Below are 19449 nucleotides of genomic sequence, written 5' to 3'. Positions count from 1 at the left end.
GGGTCGGGCCGCCCCGCCGCGTCGGCGTAGGTGAGTGTGCTGTAGGCCGCGCCGAGGTGGAGGTCGGACAGGCAGACGTAGCGGGGTGCGGTGAGGGCCATGGTTCGAAGGATGTCGCGCGGGCCCGGGCGGGCCGTGTCGGGACTGTCGCCGAAGCCCGGCGCGGCGTCATCGAGCGGCGGCTTAAACGTTCTGAAATCGGTGGCGGATGTCGCGCTTCAGCACGCTTCAGGCGGGCTTAAGGACCGCGAGGGCGGCGCGCGCGAAGCTTGCGGTCCCTCAGCAGACGTTGGAGCCCCCCATGCCACCGTTCAACACCACACCGGCTGCAGCCATCGCCGCGACCCGGCGCGCCGTGGGCGTGCCCCGCCAAGTGCGGCTGCGCAACGGTGCGCCGGCGCTGATCCGCGTCGTGCGCCCCGAGGACACGGTGCGCTTCGCGGGCTTCGTCGCCCGGCTGTCGCCGGCCTCGCGCGGCGAGCGCTTCGGCCCCGGCTTCGGCGCCTGCTCGCCGGCCATGCTGGTGGACCTGGTCAACGCCGACGGCGTCCGTCAGGTCGCGTACGTGGCCACCGTGCGGCGTGACCAATACGAAGAGCTGATCGGCGAGGCACGCTACACCCTCAGCGGCGAAGGCGCCGACGCAGCCGCCGCCCTGACCGTCGCCGTGGCCGACATCTGGCAAGGCCAGGGCCTGGCCGTCCAACTGCTCGAGCAGTTGGTCGAAGCCGCGCGCGACGCCGGCCTGCGCCGCCTGTTCGCCGAGGTGCCGGCCACCAACCGCCGGATGATCCGCTTCATGCAGCGCATGGGCTTCGTCGCCTGCGCGCCGGAGCCCGGCCGGCCGGCGCTGCGCATGGAGCGCGGCGTGACGCCGCGGCCGCCGCTGGCGCCCGAGCCCGGGCCCATGGACCTGCTGCGCCGCTGGCTGCACAACCAGTTCTTCCACTTCGGAGCCGGTCATTCCCGAGTCGCCAGCTAAGATTCCGCGCTTCGTGGGCGCCCTGCAGAGCGTCCTGGAACGCTGCTACGAAAGGGCCGAGATGGCGATCACCTCCGATGAACCGCGCGCGGACAAGCCCGCGCGGCGAATCAGCGAACTGCCCGGCCCGCGCGGCCTGCCGCTGCTGGGCAACGCGCTGCAGATCGAGCGCGAACGCCTGCACCGGCAGGTGGAGCAGTGGGCGCACGAGTACGGCGAGATGTACCGCTTTCGCATCGCCTCGCGCGAGTTCGTCGTCATCTCCAACCCGGCGACGGTGGCGGGCGTGCTGCGCGACCGGCCCGATGGCTTCCAGCGCGGCGCCAAGCTCAACGCGGCCGCCCGTTCGCTGGGCTTCAACGGCCTCTTCACTGTCAACGGCGACGAATGGCGCCGGCACCGGCCCATGGTGCTGCGCGGCCTCGATCCGACCCACATCAAGGCCTTCCACCCCACCCTGGTCAGGGTGACCGAGCGCTTCGCGAACCGGTGGCGCCGGGCGGCGGAGGCGGCCCAGCCCATCGACCTGCAGGCCGACCTGATGCGTTACACCGTCGACGTGACCGCCGGCCTGGCCTTCGGCACCGACATCAACACCATCGAGTCGGACGAAGAGGTGATCCAGACCCACCTGGACAAGCTGCTGCCCGCGCTGGCGAAGCGCGTGCTGTCGCCGCTGCCGCGCTGGCTGACGCGGCGCGACCCGGCCGTCGCCGAGGGCCTGGCGGCCGTGCACGAGGCCGTGTCCGGCTTCATCGCCGCGGCCCGCCGGCGGCTGGCCGACGAGCCCGGGCTGCGCGAGCAGCCCCGCAACCTCATCGAGGCCATGGTCGCCGAGCGCGACCGGCCCGGCTCCGACCTGAGCGACGAAGACCTGTCCGGCAACATGCTGACCATGCTGCTGGCCGGCGAGGACACCACGGCCAACACCCTGGCCTGGATGATCTGGCTGCTGCACCGCCATCCCGAGGCGGCGCAGCGGGCGGCGGAAGAAGTGCACCGCGTGCTGGGCGCCGAGGCCCATCCCACCCACGAGCAGCTGGCCCAGCTCGACTTCGTGGAAGCATGCGCGCACGAAACCATGCGCCTCAAGCCGGTGGCGCCGCTGCTCATTCAAGAGGCCGTGCGCGACACGGTGGTCGACGGCGTCGAGGTGCCGGCCGGCACACCCGTGATGTGCCTGATGCGCCCCGGTGCCGTGAGCGCCGCGAACTTCGCCGACCCGCAGGCCTTCAGGCCCGAGCGCTGGCTGGCCGGCGACGGCCCGGGCCGCGCCGCGGGCTCGGCCAAGCGCGTCGCCATGCCCTTCGGCGCCGGGCCGCGCACCTGCCCCGGCCGCTACCTGGCGCTGTCGGAAATCAAGATGGTCGCCGCCATGCTGCTGCGCCACTTCGACATCGTCGACGTGGCCGGCCCCGGCGGCATGGAGGTGCAGGAGCGGCTGGCGTTCACGATGTCGCCGGTGGGGCTGAAGATGCGGCTGCGCGCCCGCAGCTAGGCGCGCAGCCGCGGCGCCTATTTCGCCTTGGGCGCTTTCGTGACGGGTGCCTTCGTCACCGTCACGATCATCTCTTTCATCTCCAGCGGGCCGTAGTTGGAAATGAACGCCACGTCGGCCGCGTCGCGGCCGTAGGCCACGACGATGCGGCCGCCCCGCGGCTTCTTCTGCGTGGCGTCGAAGGTGTACCAGCGCCCACCCACGAAGGCCTCGAACCAGGCGTGCATGTCCATCGGGTCGAGCTGGTACAGGTAGCCCACCACCAGCCGCGCCGGAATCCGCAGGGCCCGGCACAGGCTGATGCCCACGTGCGAGAAGTCGCGGCAGACGCCGGCGCCGTCGTTCAGCGTGTCCAGCGCGTCGGTGGTGCCATTGCTCACGCCGTACTTGTATTCCAGGGTGTCGTAGATCCAGCTTCGGATGGCTTCGACCTGGGCGTAGCCGGGCAGCGCATCGCCCACCACCTTCTTCGCCTGGTCTTCCATCTTGTCGGAGGGGCAGTAGCGGCTTTGCAGCAGGTACTGGAGCGCATCGAAGGGCATCGCCTCGACCGGCACGGCGGCGGCGCTCGGCTCGACGGCGATCGCGTCCTCGGTTTCCATCACGATGTCGACCTCGACCTGCATGTCGCCCTGGGGAATTTTCAGGCGCTGGCACAGGTTGCCGTAGTTGTCGACGTATTCCGTGGTGGGCACCCACGGGTGCAGTTCGTAGCGCTCGCTCACCATCCACTGCGCTTCGCCGCTGCGTGGGCGCAGCATCGCGACGACCGGGCAGTCGCTGTTGGCGGTCACGGTGATCTTGCAGGTGGCCTGGAGTCTCATCGGAAGCTTTCGAAAGGGAGGTTGGTGTCGGGACGCAAGTGTCGCGCCAGCACCGCCGCCTCGAAGCGATCGAAGCGCCGTGCCGACGTCGCTTCGGGCGGGCGGCCGACAGGGCAGCGGGCGGGGCCGGTGCGACCATCGTCGCCACGATGTCAACCTCCACCCATGCAATGAAAAAATTCCTCTTCGCCTGCGCCACCGCACTCGCCCTGATGGGCACCGCTTCCGCCCAGGTGGGCAAGGCCGCCTCCGAGGCGACCGATGCCGCCGAGCACAAGATCGATCAGAAGCGCGCCGAGAGCGATGCGAAGAAAAGCGGGCCCGTCGGCAAGGCGGTGAACAACGTCAAGTCGGGCTATCACAAGAACCGCTCGAACGCCTCGAAGGAAAAGGCGAAGAAGTCGCTGAAGAACGCGACGAGCTGAAGGCGCTGCAGGGCGGCCTGCCCTGCGGTTCCTCTGGCCTCGTGAGCGGAGATGGGGCGCGTCAGGAGTCGCGACGCTCAGCCGTCGCGAAGCACTTCGTCCACCACGCGGTTTCGCAGCACCCCCACGTTCTGCACTTCGGCTTCCACCACATCGCCCGGCTTCAGCAGCCACGCCGGCCTTTGCCGGTTGAAACCCGCCACACCGGCCGTCGTGCCGGTGGTGATCACATCCCCGGGCTCCAGTGTCACGCGCGACCAGTAGGCGACGATGGCGCCGAAGTCGTGCACCATGTTGCGGGTGGTGTCGCGCTGCCGCACTTCGCCGTTCACGCGCAGCTCCATGACCAAGTCTCCCGTGTCGCCGACCTCGTCGAGCGTCGCGATGCATGGGCCGATGGGGCAGCAGGTGTCGAGGTTCTTGCCCTGGAAGTGGATGCCGTGCGTCTGCTCGGCCAAGATGATGTCGCGCATGCTCACGTCGTTGGTTACGGTGAGGCCGGCGACCACCGCGCGCCAGTCGTGCGCGGGCACGTCCTTGCAGCGCGTGCCGATGACCAGGCCGATCTCGATCTCGTAATCCAGCTCTTTGGTGAGTCGCGAACGCACGATGTCGGCGTCCGGCCCGATCACGGCTGATGGCATTTTCAGAAAGGCGAGCGGGTAGTCGGGCACGTCGAGCCTGACCTTCTGCGCGTGCACCTCGTCGACGTGCGAGCGATAGGTGCCGCCGGCCGAGATGATCTTGCGCGGGCGTGGCACCGGCGCCAGCAGGCGCACCGCGTCCACCGCCTGCACGATGCGGCATGCGAGCGACTGCTGCACGTCGCCGCGCTGCGCGTGCGCACAGGCTTCGCGCGCGGCCTGCATCGATGGTGTTCCGCCTTCCAGGAAGCGCACCATGTCGCCCGGGATGCGCACGGCCGCGATCTCCGCCGCGAAGGGGTCGTCCGCGAGCGAAGCCGCATACGCGCGGCGCAGGTCGATGACTCGCTCGCCTTGCAGGCTGCCGAGGCGATGCGCCGCATCGCCGGGTTCGATGTAGGTGACCAGCTTCATGCGTCCTCCTCGGGGTCTCGCGCTTGTTCGTGCTCTTGCTCGCAACGGCGAACGGCTTGCAGGACCGCCGCCAGCTCGCCGCAGCCCGCCGAAGCTTCGAGCGTGGCCTGCGCCTGCTCCGACACGCGGCCGCCGGCAATCTCCACGGCCGTCACGCCGGGCAATTCGCGCAACGCCGGCGCCACCACGTTCGCCGCGGTGACGGGCCGCAGCTCGCAGCCGACGCACATGCCGGTGAAGCGCACGCGCGCCACGCCGCGTGCATCGAAGGACTGCAGTTCGAGCCCGCCGGCATGCGATCGCAGCAGCGTGTCGAGCGCGCGCACCCGTGCCTGGACGTCGGGCGCCATCACGCCACCTCCGCCACCAGGCCCAGCCGGCGCCGCGCGGCGTCGAGGTCCACGCCCATGATGCGGGCGAAGTTCTCGCCGAGGATCTTGCGGCGGTCGTCCCGCGTGATCTGCGGGTAGCCGTAGCCGGCGCGCAGGTCGTCGGGAATCTGCAGCGCCATGAAGGCTTCGAGGTAGGGCTGCGGATTGCCCGCGAGCGCGGCTTCCGAGCCCCAGAGGATCTTGTCGGGCCCGGCCGTCTGCAGCAGCCGGCCGATGTGCTCCTGCACGCGTCGCGGTGCCACGCGATGGAAGGCCATGAAGCCGGCCAGCGACAGGTACACGTTCGGGAAGCGCGTGGCGATCGACACCATTTCCTCGAAGTAGGGCAGGGCCAGGTGATGCACGATGAAGTCGGCCTGCGGAAAGTCGCGCGCCGGTGCCTGCAGGTCGACCGGGCTCAGCCATTCCATGTTCTGCAGGCCGTAGGGGTTGCCCTTGTGGAACTGCAGCACCCGCACGCCGTTGGCGAGTGCGCGTTCGTACATCGGGTAGGCCAGCTTCTCGTCGTCGCAGCGCCAGCAGTCCTTGAGCTTCGCGTGCCCGTTGTAGAACTTGAAGGAGCGCGCACCCATGGCCTGCGACTGGTGGTCGATCTGCTCCAGCGCGTCGGCCAGGCCGCGGTGGCCGGGGTCCACGCCACCGCAGAAGAGCACGCGATCGGGGTAGGCGGCGGCCATGGCGTGCTGGGTCTGTACCGGCGAATACCAGTCCTTGAACCAGTCGAACATGGGCACGGTCTGGGCCATCGCCATGTCGGTCATCGAGTTCTCGAACACCAGCTCGTGCATCTGCGCCACGCTCCAGCGCGTGTCCCACTGAAAATCGCGCTGCCCGCCCGGAGCGGCACGCGGGTCGCGAACCTGCGCCCGGATGTAGTCGAGGATGCGGTCGCGCGCGGGCAGCGCGTCGGCGCGGTCGGTGCGCACGTTGCCGGCCGACAGGTCGTACAGGTGGATGACGTTGTCGAAGACGAAGAGGTTGTCGATCATGCGGTCTGGCTCCGGCGGTTACTCGAGGCGGATGTGCGCGGCGCGGATCACCTCGCCCCAGCGCTCGTATTCGGTCCGAATGAAGCGACGCGATGCATCCGGGCCCATGTCGTAGGGCACGAAGCCCAGCGGCGCGAAGGCATCGCGCAGCGTGGGCTGCCGCAGCGCCTTGTCGACCTCGGCCGCGGCGTGGCCGCCGGCGCGAACAGGCCGCCCCAGCCGATCACCTCGAAGCCGGGCACCGTGTCGGTGGTGAGCCGCGCCTTGGGAAACTCGGGCAGCGGCGTCGGGCTGGCCACCGCGATCAACTTGACCCGGCCGTCGCGGATGAAGGGGATGGCGCTCGCGCTCGGCTCGATCATGAGCTGCACGCCTCCGCTCGAAAGATCGGTCAGCGCCGGCAGCGTGTTGTAGGGCACGTGCACCATGTCCAGCCCTGCCTTGGCCTTGAACACTTCCATGGCCAGGTGCGCGTTCGAGCCGATGCCCGGCGACGCATACGAGACCTTGCCGGGGTTCGACTTGATCCAGGCGATCAGCGATGGCAGGTCGTCGGCCGGCACGCCGGGGCTGGCGATCAGCAGCAGGTGTGCGCGCGCCAGCATCGCCACCGGCACCAGGTCCTTGTTGGGGTCGTAGGCCAGCTTTGTCATCAGGTGCGGCGTGGTGACGAAGGTGCTGGAGGCGCCGCACACCAGCGTGTACCCGTCGGCCGCGGCCCTGGCCGCCATCTCGGCGCCGACGTGGCCGCTCGCGCCGGGGCGGTTGTCCGGCGTGAAGGGCTGGCCGAGCTGGTCGCCCAAGCGCTGGGTGACCTGGCGGCACAGGGCGTCGGGACCCGAGCCGGCGCCCGCTGGCACGAGCACGCGCACCGGGCGTGCGGGCCACGCCGCCTGCGCGCCGGGTGCGGTCTGCGCGTGCAGGCCGGCCGCGGCACAGGCCATCGCCAGCACCGCCGCGGCGCGGACGAGGATGCATCGTGTTGTCATCGTTGTCTCCTGCGGCACGTGGGCTGCCGCTGGGCTCGAATCTAGGCCCGGCCCGACGTCGGGCGCTTGACCATCGCGGACATTTTCTTGACATTCGCGGACATGGCCCGCGACACCCCCCGCACTGCCAGCGCTAACGTCCTGACCGGCTTCGCAGCGCTGGTGCGTTCGCTCGGCGCCGACCCGGCGGCGCTGCTGCGGCGCGCGCGCGTGCCGCTGTCGGCGCTGAGCGATCCACAGGCGCGCCTGCCCGTGGCCTCGGTGGCGCGGCTGCTGGAAGACGCGGCGCAGGCGGTGGGTTGCCCCGACCTGGGGCTGCGGCTGTCGGCGTCGCGCCGCCTGTCGCACTTCGGCGCCGTGGGCAAGCTGGCGCGCGACGAGCCCGACCTGCGCCACGCGCTGCGGGCCATCAGCGCCTGGATGCATCTGCATTCCGAAGTGATCCTCGACCTGCAGGAAGGCGGCGATGGTGTCGCGCTGTGCGTCCACCACAGCGAGGCAATGGCGGCCACGTCGCCGCAGGTCGTCGACCTCGTGGTTGGCGGCACCTTGCAGATCGTGCGCCACCTGCGCGGGTCGCAATGGCATCCGCAGGCCGTGTGCCTGGCGCGCCCGTCGCCGGCGGATGCGCGGCCGTACCGGCACTACTTCGGCTGCCCGGTCGCCTTCGACGCCGACGGCAACGCGCTCTTCATGACGCAGCCGGACCTCGACCAGCCGGTGTCCGAAGCCGATCCGATCTTTCGCAGCGAGTCGGAGCGCCAGGTGGAAGCATGGGCCGGGCTGCAGGCGCGGCCGGTCGATGCCCGCGTCGCCGAGTTGATCCACGTCATGCTGCCGAGCGGCCGCTGCACCATGGCCAACGTCGCGTTGCGGCTCGGCCTGCAGGAGCGCACGCTGCGCCGGCACCTGGCGGTGGCGGGCATGAGCTTCGCGGGCGAGCTGGAGGCGGCGCGACGCGAGCTGGCCCGAAGCTATCTCGCGCGCTCGGACAAGAGCATCGGCGCCATCGCGGGCCTGCTCGGCTACTCGGAGGCCAGCGCCTTCTCGCGCTGGTTCCGAAAGGCCTTCGGCTGCGAGGCACGGGCCTGGAGGGACAAGGCGCGCCGCGCCCGATAGTTTGTGTACATTCGTTTGCGCCTGGTCGGGCCCTCCCCGCATCGTTACCACCGCTCAACGCCATTCAATGACCACCGACGCCATTGCCGACGCCAACGCCTCCGACAACGTCAACCCGCATTACCTCGGCCATGTCGTGAAGGCGTCGCAGTCGCATGCGATCGGCACCAGCGAAGACGTCGTCTCCGCCAGCGGCGTCAAGCTGCTCGCCCGTGGTGCGCGCATCGACGCCGGCGTGCGCGAGCGGCTGCTCGCGCACAAGCTGCGCCGGCCGCTGGAGCAGTCGGTCGGCATGGACGACGACGCGATCACGGCGCGCCTCGCCCCCACGGTGCAGACGCTCCTCGACAAGCACGCACTGCTGCGTGCGCTGTGCGCCGACGGCCCTGCCAGCGACGTGCCCGCGGCCATCGCGGCCGTCACGCTGGCGCCCCAGCCGAGGGCGCTGCTCGCCATCTATACCCAGCTGCACGAAGACCGCCTGGAGCACGCCGTCGGCGTCGCCATGCTCGCGGTGTCGCTGGGCCGGCGCCTGCAGGCGAGCAATGCCGAAACGGGGCGCGTACTCGCCACCGCAGGCCTGTTGCACGACGTGGGCGAGCTCTACATCGATCCCGAGTACCTGCGCCGCGGCGCACGGCTGACGATCGAGCAATGGCGCCACATCGTCGTGCACCCGCTGGTGGGGCACCGGGTGCTGCGCGACATGGCGGGCGCGGGCAGCGCGGTGGCCGATGCCGTGCTGCTGCACCACGAAAGGCTGGACGGCTTCGGCTACCCGCGCGGCGTCGCGGGCGAGGCGTTCACGCGCAACGGGCAGATCCTCGCCGTGGCCGAATGGCTCATGGCGATCATCGAATCGGGCGCATCGCCGCTGACCCGCGCGCGCATGGCCGAGCGGCTCGTGCCCGGCGAGTTCAGCCCCACGTTGCTGCACGCCGTGTCGGCCGGTGCACGCGCGGCGCCCGATGCCCCGGTCGACCTGGAGGCGGCGGCGCCGCTGGAGCAGGCGGCCCAGCGCATCGAGCACCTGATCGGCGTGCTGGAGCGATTCAGGCAGGCGCGCGGCTGGATCGATGCGCGCATCGCGCAGGCGGACGGCGAGCTGCGCCGGGTGCTCGACATCGGCCTGCGGCGCATGCTGGTCATCCAGGCGTCGTTCTCGAGCGCCGGGCTCGACGCACAGGCACCCGCGCCACTGTTGGCCGAGCTGGCGGCGCTGCGCGACCCCAGCGTCTACACCGAGACCGTGACCCTGGTCGAAGAGCTCGAATGGCGCATTCGCGAAGTCGCGCGTCAGCAGCGCCTGCGCGGCGGCCTGCTGCCGCCGGCCGAGGCGGCCGTGGTCGCCGAGTGGATCGATCGCGTGCAGCCGGCGTCGCTGGCCGGGCGCGGCGCCTGATGATGCGCGCGAACTTGCGACCGACCTTGCGCCCGACGCCGCGTCCTGCCCACAGCGTTCAGCCCTGCGCCGCCGCGAAGCCCTGGTGCACCGCCGCGGCGAACGGCGCCGCCAGCGCGCTGCGAAAGCTCTCCGCCGCCGGATAGGCCAGCGCCACGGCCTGCGCCGCCAGCGGCCCGCGCAGGCGCCGGCAGGCGATGCGCTTGCCATCCTGGCTGCGGTCGTGCACCGGTCGCGTGGTCAGCAGCGACACGCCCAGTCCGTTGGCGACCAGCGAACGCACCATCTCGAGCGACGTGGTCTCGTAGGCCACGACCGGCGCCACGCCGGCCTGGCGGAACAGCGAGAGAAAGTACTCGCGGCTGTGCGGCAGGTTGATCAGCACCAGCGGCTCGCGCGCCAGCGTGGCCAAGGCCAGGCTGCCGTGCGCCGCCAGCCGGTGGCCCCAGGGCAGCAACGCGTAGGGCACGAGCCCGGCGACCGGCTCGATCGTCACGCCGGGGCGTGCCAGGCCCAGGTCGTAGAGCAGGGCCACGTCGAGCGCGCCGCGTTCCAGCATGCGCGTCAGCGTCTCGGTGTCGCCCTCGTGCAGTTGCACCTCGACGGCCGGATGCGACGCGCGCAGCTGCGCGAGGATGCTCGGCAGCCAGCGCGGCGCGAGCGTGCTCAGGCAGCCCACGCGCAGCAGGCCGGCGAGCTCGGGCGAGCGCGGGCTTTCCAGCGCCTGGGCCTGCGTCAGCAGCGCATGCGCCTCGCGGTGGCGCGCGGCGCCGGCCGCGGTCAGCGCGAGCCCGCGCGCATGCAGGCGCACGAACAGCGGCTCGCCCCACAGCGATTCGAGGTCGGCGATCGCCTTCGAGATCGAGGGCTGCGACACGTTCATCGACTCGGCCGCGCGTGCCGCACCGCCATGGCGCGCGGCAGCGACGAAGTACTCCAGCTGGCGCAGGTTCAGGTGAATCATCTTTCTTGATCCAGGCTATCCAAAACGAATATTTTCCTTTGATCCAATACGAGCGGAGCATCGGACACCTGCACTCTTGCATTGCACGCGAAAGGCCCGACGATGACCACCGCTGCCCGCCCGCTCGACGGCGTGCGCATTCTCGATTTCACCCGCGTGCTGGCCGGCCCCATGGCCACCGCGCTGCTGGCCGACCTGGGCGCCGAGGTGATCAAGATCGAACCGCCGCAGGGCGACGACTACCGCGCCATCGGCCCGATGCAGAGCGGGCAGAGCGCGCTCTTCACGGTGATGAACCGCAACAAGAAGAGCCTGGTGCTCGACCTCAAGTCGCCGGAGGCCGTCGAACTCGTGCATGGCCTGGCCGCGCAGGCCGACGTGGTCGTCGAGAACTTCCGCCCCGGCGTGGCCGAGCGGCTCGGCGTCGGGCCCGACGCGCTGCGGCGGCTCAACCCGATGCTGGTGTACGTGAGCGTCTCGGGCTTCGGCCAGACCGGCCCCTTGGCGCATCGGCCCGCCTACGACATCGTGGTGCAGGCCATGAGCGGCCTCATGGAAGCCACCGGCGACCCCGACGGCCCGCCCACGCTGGTCGGCGAGGCGGTGTCGGACGTGGTGGCCGGGCTCTTCGCATCGTGGGCCACGCTGGCGGCGCTGCTGCAGACGCGGCGCACCGGCGAAGGCCAGCACGTGGACGTGGCGATGTTCGACACGACGCTGGCCTTCCTCGCCACCTCGATGGCGCGCTACCTCTTCACCGGGCGGCCTGCACGGCGCGTCGGCAACCGGCACCCGCTGTCGGCGCCCTTCGGCGTGTACCGCGCGCAAGACGGCCATTTCGCCCTGGCCGTGCTCAACGAAAAGCTGTTCGAGGCGCTGGCGGGTGCGATGGAGCAGCCTGCCTTGCTGCGCGACCCGCGCTTCGCCGGCGACGAGTCGCGATCGGCCCACGAGCCCGCGCTGCGTGCGGCCATCGAGGCCTGGGCCGCGGACCGGCCGGTCGACGCCGTCATCGCCCTGCTCGAAAGCGCCGGTGTGCCGGTCGCGCCGATCTGGAACATCGCGCAGGCGCTCGAGTCGCCCCAGGCATGCGCGCGCGGCCTGCTGCAGCCGGTGGAAGACGCACGCCTGCCCGGCCTGCGGCTGCCCACGCAACCGGTGCGTTTCAACGGCGCCGCGCCCAATCGCGCCGAGCGCGCGCCTGCGCTCGGCGAGCACACCGACGAGCTGCTCGCGACCTTGCTCGGCCACGGCGCCGGCCGCCTGGCCGAGCTGCGCGCCGCCGGCGCGTTCGGCACACCCGCACACCCCGCCGCCGCGCCAGAGGAGACCACCGCATGACCACCCCCCGCTTCGGCATCGCCGACGAAGACCAGACCCTCGCAGACGCCGTGGCGCGCTACGCCGCCGAGGCGCTGGCGCCACGCGCCAAAGAGATCGACGAGCAGGCGCTGTCCGCCACCTGCCACCTGCCCGGCCTCGCCGCGCTGGGCGTGATGGGGATGAACATCCCCGAGCGCTTCGGCGGCCCGGGCGTGTCGCCCACCGCCATGCTGCTGTCGCTGGTGGCGATCTCGCGCGCCTGCGCCGCCACCTCGTCGCTGCTCGGTGCGCACTACCTGGGCACCGACGCCGTGCTGATCGGCGGCGACGACGCGCAGCGCGCGCGCTGGCTGCCACCGTGCGCGCGCGGCGAATGGCTGGCCGGCCTCGCGCTCACCGAGCCACGCGGCGGCTCGCACCCCGCCGACCTGCGCACCCGCGCCGTGCGCGACGGCGACGGCTATCGCATCGATGGCGCCAAGCAGTTCATCTCGAACGCCGGCGAGGCCGCGTTCCTGGTCGTCTTCGCGAAGACCGATGCCGATGCCGGCGCGCGTGGCGTGAGCGCCTTCATCGTGCCCACGCGCTCGCCCGGCGTGCGTGTCTCATCGCCCGAAAAGCTGATGGGCATCCGCGGCGGCCATGCCTTCGAAGTCGCCTTCGACGACGTGCGCGTGCCGGCCGACCATCGCCTGGGCGATGAAGGCACGGGCTTCAGGACCGCGATGAAGGTGCTCGACAACAGCCGCCTCGACGTGGCCGCCACGGCCCTGGGCATCGCCGAGGCCGCGCTCGATGCCGCCGTCGGCTGGATGAAGGAGCGGCAAGTCGGCGGCGAGCGCCTGGCCGACAAGCAGGGCCTGCAGTGGATGCTGGCCGACATGAAGCTGCGCCTCGAAGCGTCGTGGGGCCTGACGTTGCAGGCGCTCGCACTGCGCGAGGCCGGCCGGCCCTTCACGCAGCAGTCGGCCATGGCCAAGCTGCATGCCTCGGAGATGGCGGGCTTCGTCGCCGATGCGGCCCTTCAGATCCACGGCGGCTACGGCTTCACGCGCGAACTGCCGCTGGAGCGCTACGTGCGCGACGCGCGCATCCTGCGCATCTACGAGGGTTCGTCGGAAATTCAGCGCAACATCATCGCGCGGAGCCTGCTGGCCTGAGGGACTCTGGCACATTCGGGGGCAGCGATGTCATCGCCATCGTGATGAAGGATCCGGCATGAGCGCCCACCCCCAGAGCATCGAATTCCGCGCGGAAGCGCTACGCATCGGCGGCGCCGAGGTGCGCACCGCGCGCAGCATCGACGTGTGCAACCCCTATTCCGGCGAGCGCGTCGGCACCGCGCCGATGGCCAGTGTGGAAGACGTTCGCCGCGCCTTCGACATCGCGCAGGCCTACGTTCCCAAGCTCTCGCGCTACGAGCGCTCGGCCATCCTGAACCGTGCCGCAGCGTTGCTGCGCGAACGCATCGACGCGGCGTCCGACCTGATCACGAGCGAGTCGGGCCTGTCGAAGAAGGACAGCGCGTACGAGATCGGCCGCGTGGCCGACGTGCTGAACTTCGGCGCTGCCGAAGCGCTGCGCGACGACGGGCAGGTCTTCTCCTGCGACCTGACGCCCCACGGCAAGCAGCGCAAGGTGATCACCATGCGCGAGCCCTTGCTGGGCGTCATCACCGCCATCACGCCCTTCAACCACCCGATGAACCAGGTGGCGCACAAGGTCGTGCCGGCCGTGGCCACGAACAACCGCATGGTGCTCAAGCCGTCCGAGAAGGTGCCGCTCTCGGCCTACTACTTCGCGGACCTGCTCTACGAGGCGGGTCTGCCGCCCGAGATGCTGCAGGTGGTGACGGGCGACCCGCGCGAGATCGCGGACGAACTGCTCACCCATCGGCACGTGGACCTGATCACCTTCACGGGCGGCGTGCCGATCGGCAGGTACATCGCGTCCAAGGCGGGCTACCGGCGCATCGTGCTCGAACTGGGCGGCAACGACCCGCTGATCGTGATGGACGACGCCGACCTCGACAGGGCCAGCGACCTGGCCGTGCAAGGCTCGTACAAGAATTCGGGCCAGCGCTGCACCGCCGTCAAGCGCATGCTGGTGCACCAGAAGATCGCATCGGCCTTCACCGAGCTCGTCGTCGAGAAGACGCGCGCCTGGACCTACGGCGACCCGATGGACACGCGCAACGAGATGGGCACGGTGATCGACGAGGCGGCGGCCCGGCACTTCGAATCGCTCGTGAACGAAGCCGTGGCCCAGGGCGCGCGCCTGCTGGCCGGCAACCGCCGCGAGGGCGCGCTGTATTCGCCCACCGTGCTCGACCGCGTGCGTCCCGAGATGACGGTGGTGCGCGAAGAGACCTTCGGCCCGGTGTCGCCGATCATCACCTTCGGCTCCATCGACGAAGCGATCGCCATCTCGAACGGCACCGCCTTCGGTCTCTCGTCGGGCATCTGCACCGACAGGCTCGATGACGCCACCCGCTTCGCCAAGGAGCTGAAAGTGGGCACCGTCAACCTGTGGGAAGTGCCGGGCTACCGCATCGAGCTCACGCCCTTCGGTGGCATCAAGGATTCGGGGCTGGGCTACAAGGAAGGCGTGCAGGAAGCGATCAAGTCCTTCACGAACTGCAAGACCTTCACGCTGCCGTGGTGAGTCGGTGAGTCGCCGGTCCGCGGCGGCGTCGGACAGCGCGGGCGCGAGCGCGAGCGCGAGCGCGAGCGCGAGCGCGAGGCATTGCGGTGTCCGATGGTGGTAAGTTCCCCGGCGTGATGGCCCTTCGTACCGCCTCCTCATGATTCCCGCCGCCGCCCGTGAGCGCGCCTCCGGTCCCGCGCATCCGCTGCGGCAGGCCACCTTGCTGTCCCCGGTGCCCGACGCGGCGGCCGTGGCGCCCGACCTGCTGGCACGCCTGCAGCCGGCCACGTTGAATGCGGTGCTGGCGCTCGGGCGGCGGCGCGACTTCCGCAGCGGCGAGCTGCTGTTCGGGCAGGGCGATGCGCACGAGGGCATTCACCTGATCGAGGCCGGCGTGGTGAAGTCCTACTACGTGTCGGAAGACGGCCGGGAGCTCACGCTCGGCTTCTGGACCCACGGCCACTACGTCGGGGCTCCGCAGGTCTTCGGCGGCGGCCGGCATGCGTGGACCTCGGTGGCCGTGGCGCCGACCCGGTGCCTCGAACTGCCCGGCCCCGAGCTGCGCGACATCACCACGCGCCATCCCGACCTGGCCCTCGCCCTCATCGACGCCATGGTGCACAAGATGCAGTGCTACTGCGCGCTGCTGCAACTGCTGGCGACGCATTCGATGCGCGTGCGGCTGGCGCGGCTGCTGGCCATGCTGGCGGCGCGCGAGAGCGGCGCGGTGCGCGGGCTGAGCCACGGCGAGCTCGCGAGCATGATCGGCTCCACCCGCCAGTGGGTGTCGCTCACGCTCGCGCGCTTCCAGGACGAGGGATTGATCGAGCGCCACACGGATGGCGCCTACCTCGTGCCGGAGCCGGCCGCGCTTGCCGCGGTGCGCTGACACCGGGCCGGCAATTAGTTGCTGGCGGGCACGCGTCGGCCTGCGCACACTCCTCCTCGCTGGCCGCGACGGCCACGGCTAGTCATCACAGGACACAGGAGATCTCGATGTTCCTCACCCGGTTCCGCACCACCTTCGCAAGGGTCGCACCCCTCGTCGCGGGGCTCGTCTGGCTGGCGTCGCCGCTGGCCCAGGCGCAGGACTACCCCTCCCGGCCCATCACGCTGGTCGTGCCCTATCCGCCGGGCAGCGCCACCGACTTCGTCGCGCGGCTGTTCCAGCCCAGGCTGGCCGACGCCTTCGGGCAGCCCGTCGTGGTCGAGAACCGGGGCGGCGCCTCGACCAACATCGGCACCGAATACGTCGCGCGCGCCGCGCCGGACGGCTACACGGTGCTGATCCAGGTGCCGAACATCGTCACCAACGAGTTCGTCTTCGGCAGCATCCGCTGGAAGCGCGACGACTTCGCGCCGGTCGGCACGCTGGTGCGCTGGTCGAACGTGATCGTGGCCGGGCCGAGCGCGCCGCACCGGGACCTGAAGCAGCTGCTGGCCGCCAAGGACACGGCATCGCTCAACTACGGTTCGCCGGGGCCGGGCTCGCTGTCGAACCTGGCCGTCGAGATGCTGAAGGGCCGCAGCGGGCTGGCGATGCAGCACGTCACCTACACCGGCACCTCGCCGATGATGAACAGCCTGCTCGGCGGCAGCATCCAGTACGCCGCGACCAACCCGGCCAATTTCATGTCCTTCGTGCGGGATGCCAAGCACAAGGTCACGCCGCTGGTCGTGCTGGGCTCGCAGCGCGATTCGACCATTCCCGACGTGCCCACGCTGGCCGATTTCGGCATTGCCGGCATCGAGAGCTACGGCTGGGCCGGCCTGCTGGTGCCGGCGAAGACGCCGCCCGCCGTGGTGGCGCGCCTCAACGCCGAGTTCGTGAAGGTGCTGCGCGCACCCGACATCGTGGAGAAGCTCAAGGCCAACTACCTGGAGCCCTTCCCCGGCACGCCCGAAGCCTTCGGCCGCTTCATGGTGGCGGAGCACCGCAAGTGGGGCGAGGCCATCAAGGCCGCGGGCATCAAGCCGGAATGAATCGAACGATCGGAACGACCATGAAAACCTATATCGAGAACGGCACCGTCATCGCCTGGCAGAACGGCGCGCACCGCGTGATCGAGGGCGGCGTCGTCGTCATCGAGGGCGATGTGATCGTCGAGGTGGGCTCCGGCATCGCGGTGCCTGCCGACGGCAGCGCGAGACGCATCGATGCGCGCGGCCGCATCGTCATGCCCGGCTTCGTGAACACGCACCTGCACGTGACCGACACCCTCTACACCAAAGGCTATCTCGAAGAATCCACCAACATCAGCGCGCAGGCCAAGGAAACCAACTACGGCACGCTCTACCGCACGCTGCCGGCCGTGCGCCACGCGGTCGATCCCGAGGCGCAGGTCATCGCCGCCGAATGCGCGTTCGCCGAGCTGGCCCGCACCGGGTCGACCACGGTGGTGGAACTCGGCTACGACTACGAGGTGGGTGGCGACGGCGCCATCGCGATGACCGAGCAGGTCGCGCAGGTGGCCATGGCGACCGGCCTGCGCTGCTATTCGGGCCCGCGCTTCCGGGCCATGCACTACGGGCATGCGCCGGGCGGCAAGGTCTGGTACGAGAAGTACCCGGACGAAGGGCGCAGGCGCTTTCGCGACTGCGTCGACTTCTGCACCGGCTGGGACGGCCGCTACGACGGCCGCCTGCGCACCATGCTGGCGCCGGGACAGATCGACACCTGCGACCCGGAACTGCTGCGCGAGACCCGGCGCGTCGCGAGCGCGCACCGGCTGCCCATCCAGGTGCATGCCGGGCAGTCGCCCAACGAGTACGAACGCATCCGGTCCGAGTACGGCATGAGCACGGTCGAGTACATGCAGGACACCGGCCTGCTGGGCCCGGATTGCCTGATCGGCCATGGCCAGGTCATGACCCGCGACGGCAACATGGCCTCGCTCGACCCGTCGGAGGTGGCGGCGCTGCGCGATTCACAGACCACCGTGGTGCACCTGCCCTGGGTCAAGGCGCGGCGCGGCGGCGTCATCAACTCCATCCACAAGTACCGGCAGCTCGGCATCCGGCAATCGCTGGGCACCGACACCTTTCCCTTCGACATGTTCAACGACATGCGCATGGCGGCCACCGTGTGCCGCATCGTCGAGCATTCGGTGGACGTCGCCACGTCGGCGGACGTCTTCGCCATGGCGACCGTCGGTGGCGCAGATGCCCTGGGCCGGCCGGACCTCGGCCGCCTGGCGGCGGGCTGCAAGGCCGACATCGTGATGGTGCGCACCGACACCTTCAAGGCCGCGCCGGCCTACGACCCCTTCATGTTCCTCGTGCTCTCGGCCACGGGCGACGACGTCGACCGCGTGATGGTCGACGGCAAGACCATCGTCGAGAACGGCCGCGTGCTGGCGGTCGACATGCCAGCGGCGGTCGCGCGCCTGAACGAGGCCGCCCGCCGCGTGCGCTCGAACATCGTGACCTGATCGCGGTGCCGCATGTTCGTCTTCGAGTGGCCGCTGTGGGCCAGCGTGGCGATCCTCGCGACCGCGGGATTCGCGCACGGCATCTTCGGCCTGGGCTTCGCGATGATCGCGACGCCGCTGCTGGCGCTGTTCCTCGACTACCGCGTGGCGGTGCTCATGGTGGCCGTGCCCTCGCTGCTGATGGCCTCGTCCTGGCTGGCCGTCCACCGCCGGCAGCTGCGGCTGTGCCGCATTCCGTCGAGCCTGCTGCCGGCCATCGCCGTCGGCGCAACGCTCGGCGCGGCGCTGCAGGCGGGCCTGCCGGAGCGGGTTTCGCTGTTGCTGCTGGCCTCGTTGCTGGCAACCAGCGTGCTGACCACCTGGGCCCTGGCGCGCTGGCAGCCGCCCGAAACGGCATCGCGCGAGAAGGCCGGCGCCGTGTTCGGCGGGCTGGCCGGCATGACTGAATCGGCGTTGAACGTCGGTGCGCCTTTCGCGTTGCTCTACGGTGCGTTCGCGCGGCTGAACCGCATCGAGCAGCTTGTCGTGCTGAACCTTTGCTTCGCGCTGGCGAAGGCCATCCAGGTCGGGCTGATCTCGGTGACGAGCGTTCCGCATGTCGGCGGCATGGCCATGGTGCTCGGCACCGCGGCCAGCGGCGCCGCCTACTACCTCGGCAACGGCCTGGCCAACCGGTTCTCCGAGGCGCGCTTTCGCGCGCTGCTGCGCTGCTTCCTGTTCGTCATGATCGGCGCGTTGATCGCACGCGCCGCATGGCTCTAGCCGGCGCGGCCGGATCAATCGGCCTGGCTGATGTCCTTGCCGTTGCGGCGCGCCTGGTCGACCAGCCGCGCCGCCATCTGCGCCGCCATCTGCAGGCGCTTGAGGTCGCGATCGACCAGGGTCGGGTTGGGCGCGAAGCTGAAGCAGCACAGCGTGCCGTAGACGGTGCCGTCCACCAGCGTGATGGGCACGCTCATGTGGGCGCCGATGCGGAACGGCGTGGGCGGAAGCTGGGCCCGGCCCGCGTAGCTTTCCACGTCTGTCACCAGCTGGGGCAGCCGGCCGTCGATGACCTGGCGGCAGAAGCTGACCTCTTCGGGGTCGGAAGCGCCTTCCTCGATCAACTGCCGGCCGTCTGGCGGGTCGATGTTGCGAAAGGCGCGGCGGCCGTCCCGCACGTTGGAGACGAAAGCCAGGTCCATCTGCAGGTGCTCGCGCACCAGCTTGAGCACGTCGCGCACGGCCCGGTCGATGCGTGCGTCGTCCGCGTCGGACGTGACCGTCGCATAGAGCTTGAGTTGCCGCGTGAAAGCCGCCGCCGTTGCGCGTGTGCGATGCACGAAGGCCTCGCCGCCGGCGCGGTCGCCTGAGTCCATTCCCGTCCTCGTCGAATTTTTCGCAATGTACGGTGCACTTTACGTGCCT

The 19449-nt window shown here is 70.5% G+C and carries 19 protein-coding genes; 12 read left to right on the top strand and 7 right to left on the bottom strand.

From position 1 onward, the window contains the following. The first annotated feature begins 301 nt into the window (after positions 1–301). Together B0W80_RS21795 and B0W80_RS21790 are read left to right on the top strand one after the other, a co-directional pair. Positions 302–982: a GNAT family N-acetyltransferase gene (locus B0W80_RS21795; RefSeq protein ID WP_077001249.1), complete on the top strand. Its 681-nt coding sequence runs from the start codon at positions 302–304 to the stop codon at positions 980–982. Between the two features lie 61 nt (positions 983–1043). Then, positions 1044–2480 carry a cytochrome P450 gene (locus B0W80_RS21790; protein ID WP_077001248.1) on the top strand — a complete coding sequence of 479 codons (1437 nt, stop codon included), beginning with the start codon at positions 1044–1046 and terminating at the stop codon, positions 2478–2480. A gap of 17 nt (positions 2481–2497) precedes the next feature. Here B0W80_RS21790 and B0W80_RS21785 read toward each other — a convergent pair whose 3' ends face one another. Further along, positions 2498–3304: a transglutaminase family protein gene (locus B0W80_RS21785; protein WP_077001247.1), complete on the bottom strand. Its 807-nt coding sequence runs from the start codon at positions 3302–3304 to the stop codon at positions 2498–2500. A gap of 38 nt (positions 3305–3342) precedes the next feature. On the opposite strand from B0W80_RS21785, the gene B0W80_RS21780 reads away from it, so the two are divergent. Further along, positions 3343–3729 carry a hypothetical protein gene (locus tag B0W80_RS21780; protein ID WP_256856645.1) on the top strand — a complete coding sequence of 129 codons (387 nt, stop codon included), beginning with the start codon at positions 3343–3345 and terminating at the stop codon, positions 3727–3729. Positions 3730–3806: 77 nt separating this feature from the next. On the opposite strand, the gene B0W80_RS21775 is transcribed toward B0W80_RS21780, so the two are convergent. The 4 genes from B0W80_RS21775 to B0W80_RS21760 are packed head-to-tail and all read right to left on the bottom strand — an operon-like array spanning position 3807 to position 7157. After that, complete coding sequence (locus tag B0W80_RS21775) at positions 3807–4787, bottom strand: fumarylacetoacetate hydrolase family protein (RefSeq protein ID WP_077001246.1); 981 nt, start codon at positions 4785–4787, stop codon at positions 3807–3809. Beyond that, positions 4784–5137 carry a NifU family protein gene (locus B0W80_RS21770; protein WP_077001245.1) on the bottom strand — a complete coding sequence of 118 codons (354 nt, stop codon included), beginning with the start codon at positions 5135–5137 and terminating at the stop codon, positions 4784–4786. The genes B0W80_RS21775 and B0W80_RS21770 overlap by 4 nt, the downstream gene beginning before the upstream one ends. Continuing rightward, complete coding sequence (locus tag B0W80_RS21765; protein WP_077001244.1) at positions 5137–6168, bottom strand: amidohydrolase family protein; 1032 nt, start codon at positions 6166–6168, stop codon at positions 5137–5139. Before B0W80_RS21765 ends, B0W80_RS21770 begins: the two co-directional genes overlap by 1 nt. A gap of 47 nt (positions 6169–6215) precedes the next feature. After that, a complete protein-coding gene (locus B0W80_RS21760) occupies positions 6216–7157 on the bottom strand; it encodes a tripartite tricarboxylate transporter substrate binding protein (protein ID WP_077001243.1) in 942 nt (313 codons plus the stop codon). 87 nt (positions 7158–7244) lie between these two features. Between B0W80_RS21760 and B0W80_RS21755 the strand changes: the two genes are divergently transcribed. Then, positions 7245–8276 carry an AraC family transcriptional regulator gene (locus tag B0W80_RS21755; protein WP_143684727.1) on the top strand — a complete coding sequence of 344 codons (1032 nt, stop codon included), beginning with the start codon at positions 7245–7247 and terminating at the stop codon, positions 8274–8276. A 67-nt stretch (positions 8277–8343) separates the two neighbouring features. Next, the gene (locus B0W80_RS21750) at positions 8344–9678 is read left to right on the top strand and encodes an HD-GYP domain-containing protein (RefSeq protein ID WP_077001242.1); all 1335 of its coding nucleotides are present in this window, start codon (positions 8344–8346) and stop codon (positions 9676–9678) included. A gap of 58 nt (positions 9679–9736) precedes the next feature. Here the strand turns inward: B0W80_RS21750 and B0W80_RS21745 are convergent, their stop codons facing one another. Beyond that, positions 9737–10642 carry a LysR substrate-binding domain-containing protein gene (locus B0W80_RS21745; protein WP_077001241.1) on the bottom strand — a complete coding sequence of 302 codons (906 nt, stop codon included), beginning with the start codon at positions 10640–10642 and terminating at the stop codon, positions 9737–9739. 102 nt (positions 10643–10744) lie between these two features. Between B0W80_RS21745 and B0W80_RS21740 the strand changes: the two genes are divergently transcribed. The 7 genes from B0W80_RS21740 to B0W80_RS21710 all read left to right on the top strand — a co-directional run bounded on the left by B0W80_RS21740 (position 10745) and on the right by B0W80_RS21710 (position 18804). Beyond that, on the top strand, positions 10745–11983 hold the full coding sequence (locus tag B0W80_RS21740) for a CaiB/BaiF CoA-transferase family protein (RefSeq protein ID WP_077001240.1): 1239 nt from the start codon (positions 10745–10747) through the stop codon (positions 11981–11983). After that, complete coding sequence (locus B0W80_RS21735) at positions 11980–13125, top strand: acyl-CoA dehydrogenase family protein (protein WP_077001239.1); 1146 nt, start codon at positions 11980–11982, stop codon at positions 13123–13125. The genes B0W80_RS21740 and B0W80_RS21735 overlap by 4 nt, the downstream gene beginning before the upstream one ends. Before the next feature lie 58 nt (positions 13126–13183). Continuing rightward, positions 13184–14629, top strand: a complete 1446-nt coding sequence (gene phnY / locus B0W80_RS21730) for a phosphonoacetaldehyde dehydrogenase (protein WP_077001238.1) — start codon at positions 13184–13186, stop codon at positions 14627–14629. Positions 14630–14768: 139 nt separating this feature from the next. Continuing rightward, positions 14769–15500, top strand: a complete 732-nt coding sequence (locus B0W80_RS21725; protein WP_083745545.1) for a Crp/Fnr family transcriptional regulator — start codon at positions 14769–14771, stop codon at positions 15498–15500. A gap of 107 nt (positions 15501–15607) precedes the next feature. Beyond that, positions 15608–16594 carry a tripartite tricarboxylate transporter substrate binding protein gene (locus B0W80_RS21720; protein WP_083745544.1) on the top strand — a complete coding sequence of 329 codons (987 nt, stop codon included), beginning with the start codon at positions 15608–15610 and terminating at the stop codon, positions 16592–16594. Positions 16595–16614: 20 nt separating this feature from the next. Beyond that, complete coding sequence (locus B0W80_RS21715) at positions 16615–18042, top strand: amidohydrolase family protein (RefSeq protein ID WP_077001237.1); 1428 nt, start codon at positions 16615–16617, stop codon at positions 18040–18042. 12 nt (positions 18043–18054) lie between these two features. Then, positions 18055–18804: a sulfite exporter TauE/SafE family protein gene (locus B0W80_RS21710; protein ID WP_077001236.1), complete on the top strand. Its 750-nt coding sequence runs from the start codon at positions 18055–18057 to the stop codon at positions 18802–18804. 14 nt (positions 18805–18818) lie between these two features. Here B0W80_RS21710 and B0W80_RS21705 read toward each other — a convergent pair whose 3' ends face one another. Beyond that, a complete protein-coding gene (locus B0W80_RS21705) occupies positions 18819–19400 on the bottom strand; it encodes a GAF domain-containing protein (protein WP_083745542.1) in 582 nt (193 codons plus the stop codon). Positions 19401–19449 lie beyond the last annotated feature (49 nt).

This window comes from Variovorax sp. KK3, from assembly GCF_001984055.1.
Lineage (GTDB): Bacteria > Pseudomonadota > Gammaproteobacteria > Burkholderiales > Burkholderiaceae_C > Variovorax.
Note: the sequence above shows the minus strand (reverse complement) of the source record. Positions and strands in the feature narration are given on the sequence as shown.